Source organism: Hyalangium sp. (assembly GCF_035629615.1).
Lineage (GTDB): Bacteria > Myxococcota > Myxococcia > Myxococcales > Myxococcaceae > Hyalangium.
In genome coordinates this window covers 1-4,026 of record NZ_DASPHO010000051.1, presented here as the reverse complement: position 1 = coordinate 4,026, position 4,026 = coordinate 1, and the positions used below count along the sequence as shown (strand labels likewise).

Below are 4,026 nucleotides of genomic sequence, written 5' to 3'. Positions count from 1 at the left end.
GAATGTCGCGGATGGTCAGCGACCTGTTGGACCTGACGCGCACGCGCCTGGGGTCGGGTATTCCGGTCACGCTGAACCCCATGGACCTGACGCCTGTGTGCCAACAGGTGATTTCGGAATTGGAAGGTGTCTACCCAGACCGCCGGCTGCGGTTCGAGGCGAAGGGTGACCTTCACGGAGAGTGGGACAGCGACCGACTCACCCAAGTCATCTCAAACCTTGTCTCCAACGCATTGCAGTACGGAGGAGAGGGGGCCGTGAGTGTTGTCGCTCGAGCGCATGGCGAAGAGGCCGTGCTGCAAGTCCACAACGAGGGGCCACCCATTCCTAAGAGCATGATGCAGAAGATCTTTGATCCCATGGTTCGTCACCGCTCGTCCGCCCCCAACGGCGACAAGAACGTGACCGGCCTTGGGCTGGGGCTCTACATTGCGCGTGAAGTCGTGGAGGCGCACGGTGGGACCCTCGGCGTGACCTCGACCCGGAAGGCGGGGACCACGTTCACGGTGCGGCTTCCTCGGCACCCCGCCTCGAAGCAGGAGCACCCCCTGCCCGGCGCGGCACCTGCGGAGCAGCAAGAATCCGCCGCTCTGTGATCCAGCCGAGGCGATGCGGAAGCTCAGGCGAAGGGATGTTCCACGGGAGTTTGAGCGCCGGCAGCCCTCGGGGTGGAGGCTGCGGGTTGGCCGCCCAGTTTTTCGTCTGCCGCGATATCCAGCCCCGCGCTGGAGGGCGTGGCATGTCCCCAGTACGCGCGCGCGCGCCCTCCGCCACGCCCTCCAGCACATCCACTGCCGCCGCGATGGCTTCTTCAGCCAGAGGTAGCTTTGCATGGACCTCAAGCTGGGCCTGACCGCCCGAGGAACTTGTCGCCGTGCCTGCCCACCCACTCACCGACACGAAGTAGCTGTCCTTGCCGTTGTGGAGGAGCGGAAACTCTCCGTCCAGCCTCTGTTGGGCCAGCCATGCATCGCGCCCCGCTAACAGGGTGCTCTGCCCCTCTTCGGAAGTCGGTTATCGGCGCACGTGTTGTGAAAGGGATGCCCACCCTTGGGCGGCACCCGCCTGGAGGTGCACTCCGGGCGGCGCTCTCGCGGCTCCAGGGACTCAGGTGGTTTGATGGGAGCACGGCCTGGGCAGGCGTGTACCCCAAGGGGGCTGCGCGGCCTGTCCACCAACCGGGAGCATCACTCGGGCGGCCCCGTCAGCGGCCCTCTGCACCCTCCCTCCCCCTCAACTGGGCCCCTATCCCTCTTATGCGCACGGGTGTTCTCCCCCAGGGCGGGAGGCGGGCTGGAAGGAGCTGGGGCGCAACGGCAGCTACCTGGTGCTGCGCAAGCTCCGGCAGGACGTGGAGGCCTTCCAGCACTTCCTCGAGGCTCACAAGGAGGTGGCCGTCGGCGAGACCGATGCTCTCAAGAAGCAGTGACTGGCGGCCAAGATGATGGGGCGGTGGCCTGACGGCACGCCGCTGCGGCCGGGAGAAGATGCCCCGCCCCAACATGCCTCAGCCGGTGGGCATGGAGTCGACAACACCTTCGGGTTCGCCGCGAAGGACCCCGAGGGCTATGGCTGCCCGGTGGCCTCGCACATCCGGCGCGCCAACCCCCGCGACGCGCTGCCACCCAACGCAGAGCTGTCCCGGCAGGTGAGCCGGCGGCACCGGATCCTGCGCCGAGGCATGACCTACGCCGAGGGCACGGACCGAGGGATGATCTTCATCGGCATCAACGCCAACATCGCCCGGCAGTTCGAGTTCCTCCAGCAGACGTGGCTGAACAACAGCAAGTTCGGCGGCCGCTATGTCGAGCGGGATCCGCTCGTGACGCACGGGGCAGGCACAATAACCTTGCCCCGGCAGCCGATCCGCCGGTGTGTGGACGGGATCGAGCGCTTCGTCACCATGAAGGGCGGGGGCTACTTCTTCCTTCCGGGCCTGAAGGCGCTGGAGTTCCTCGCCAGGCTCTAGCTCGGCCTCCAACCAACGCTCCGAGCGCCAATGCCCGCTGGCTCCACAACTTCCCACTGTCCGACACCTACCGAAAGATCTACCGGACGACTCGTTGTTTTCCGTCATACGGTGCACCGAAGAACGACGTTTGCGAAATCGACGACTCCAGCCACCTGTGGCCTGTCGTCCCTATTCGGGGTCTTGAGTTCATGGCTAGCGATCAACGGGTGTCCTCGGGAGTCACCGGTCTGGACGACGTCCTCCACGGCGGGTTTCCCGCGGGATACATGTTCCTTATCGAGGGGACGCCGGGCTCGGGGAAGACGACCCTGGGCCTGCATTTCATCGTCGACGGCCTGCGCCGGAACGAGAGCACGCTCTACGTGCTGCTGACCGAGAACGTCGCGGAGCTCAAGCACGTCGCCGCGCAGCACGGATGGTCGCTCGAGGGCGCCCACCTCCATGCCGTCCCCCACTCGCAGTCGGAGTCCGGCCAGTCCTACACCATTCTCCATCCGGCGGAGGCCGAGCTCGACGAGGTGTTCGAGGCGATCCTCCAGACGCTGGAGAAGACGAAGGCCAAGCGGGTGGTCTTCGATTCGCTCTCTGAGCTCCGGTATCTGGCACAGGACTCCCTGCGGTACCGGCGCCTCATCTTGACCTTGAAGGATCGGCTCGTCGAGCACGGTGCGACGACCCTGCTGCTGGACTACCCGGAGAGCGGCAAGCCGGATCACCAGCTCGAGACCATCTGCCACGGCGTCCTCCGGTTCGAGCAGCTTGCGCCGGAGTACGGCAGCGAGCGGCGCCGGCTGATTGTCCGCAAGCTCCGCGGCGTCGAGTACCGGAGCGGCTTTCACGACTTCAACATCCGCCGCGGCGGCTTGGAGGTCTACCCACGCCTCAAAGCGATGGAGCACCACGCGCCGTTCGCGCCCAAGCGCGTGACGCTGGGGGTCCAGGAGATGGACACCCTGCTCGGCGGCGGGCTGGATCGCGGGACGAGCACGCTGATCATCGGCCCTGCCGGCGTCGGCAAGTCCAGCCTGGCTGGGCACTATGCCTACGCGAACGCAGAGGCCGGCGACAAGGTGGCGATGTTCCTGTTCGAGGAGGTGGCCAGCACCTTCCTCAACCGGACCGAAGGTCTGGACATCGGCCTGCGCCGCCACGTGGAGAGCGGGCAGGTGACCGTGTGTCAGCTGAACTCGGCGTCGGTCTCGCCCGGCGAGTTCGCGGCCTTGGTGCGCGACTCGGTCGAGCACCAGGACGCGAAGACGGTGGTCATCGACAGCATCAACGGCTACTTCAGCGCGATGCCGCAGGAGCACTTCCTGTCGGCCCACCTTCACGAGCTGCTGACGTACCTCAACCAGCAGGGCGTGATGACGCTGCTGATCGTCAGCCAGCACGGCGTGCTCGGGCCGACCATGATCGCCCCCATCGACATCTCGTATCTGGCGGACAGTGTGGTGCTGCTCCGCTTCTTCGAGTCCGGCGGCTCGGTCCACCAGGCGATCTCGGTCCTGAAGAAGCGCTCCGGTCCCCACGAGCGCACCATCCGGGAGTTCTTCCTGGGACCCAAGGGCATCCGGGTCGGCAGACCGCTCAAGGAGTTCCGGGGCATCCTCACCGGAAACCTCCTCTCCACTGGAGCCGAGCGCGGGTCGCACCGGGGCGGTGGTGAGGAGGTGACCCATGAACTCAGCTGAGGCGTGTCAGGAACGCGTCCTCATTTTCGCCCCCAGAGGTCGCGACGCGGAGCTCGCCGGACGCGTGCTGCGCGGGCTGACGTCGGTCGAGCTGTGCCGCACCGCCGAGGAGTTGCTTCGCGAGCTGGCCGCCGGTGTGGGCGTCGTCCTGATCGCCGAGGAGGCGCTCACCACCGGACTGCTGGAGTCGCTCGTCTCCGGGCTGGCGTCGCAGGACGCGTGGTCGGACGTCCCCTTCGTGGTGCTCGCCGGGACGAAGTTTCGAGCCGAGTATCGGACCCTCCGAGCAGACTCCGACGTGCTCTCGAAGCTGGAGGCGCTGGGGAACGTGGTGACCCTCGAGCGGCCGGTTCGGGTACGGAC

The 4,026-nt window shown here is 66.6% G+C and carries 5 protein-coding genes and 1 pseudogene; 4 read left to right on the top strand and 2 right to left on the bottom strand.

What is annotated here, in order from left to right:
• Positions 1-596: HAMP domain-containing sensor histidine kinase (locus VD972_RS02290; RefSeq protein WP_324980038.1), on the top strand; the 596-nt coding region annotated here is incomplete at its 5' end.
• On the opposite strand, the gene VD972_RS45370 is transcribed toward VD972_RS02290, so the two are convergent.
• Positions 502-963 carry a DUF5953 family protein gene (locus VD972_RS45370; protein WP_414653966.1) on the bottom strand — a complete coding sequence of 154 codons (462 nt, stop codon included), beginning with the start codon at positions 961-963 and terminating at the stop codon, positions 502-504. The two genes, VD972_RS02290 and VD972_RS45370, sit on opposite strands and share 95 nt — an antisense overlap.
• A 17-nt stretch (positions 964-980) precedes the next feature.
• Positions 981-1,175, bottom strand: coding sequence for a DUF6310 domain-containing protein (locus VD972_RS45365; protein WP_414653965.1), 195 nt, complete (start codon positions 1,173-1,175; stop codon positions 981-983).
• A 266-nt stretch (positions 1,176-1,441) separates the two neighbouring features.
• Between VD972_RS45365 and VD972_RS02285 the strand changes: the two genes are divergently transcribed.
• From VD972_RS02285 to VD972_RS02275, 3 genes and pseudogenes are all read left to right on the top strand, one after another.
• Positions 1,442-1,969 (top strand): hypothetical protein, encoded by a 528-nt coding sequence (locus VD972_RS02285; protein WP_324980036.1) that lies wholly within the window; start codon positions 1,442-1,444, stop codon positions 1,967-1,969.
• Between the two features lie 191 nt (positions 1,970-2,160).
• Positions 2,161-3,663, top strand: a complete 1,503-nt coding sequence (locus VD972_RS02280) for an ATPase domain-containing protein (RefSeq protein ID WP_324980034.1) — start codon at positions 2,161-2,163, stop codon at positions 3,661-3,663.
• Positions 3,650-4,026, top strand: a pseudogene (locus tag VD972_RS02275) (hypothetical protein); the annotation flags it as partial. The gene VD972_RS02280 and the pseudogene VD972_RS02275, both read left to right, overlap by 14 nt.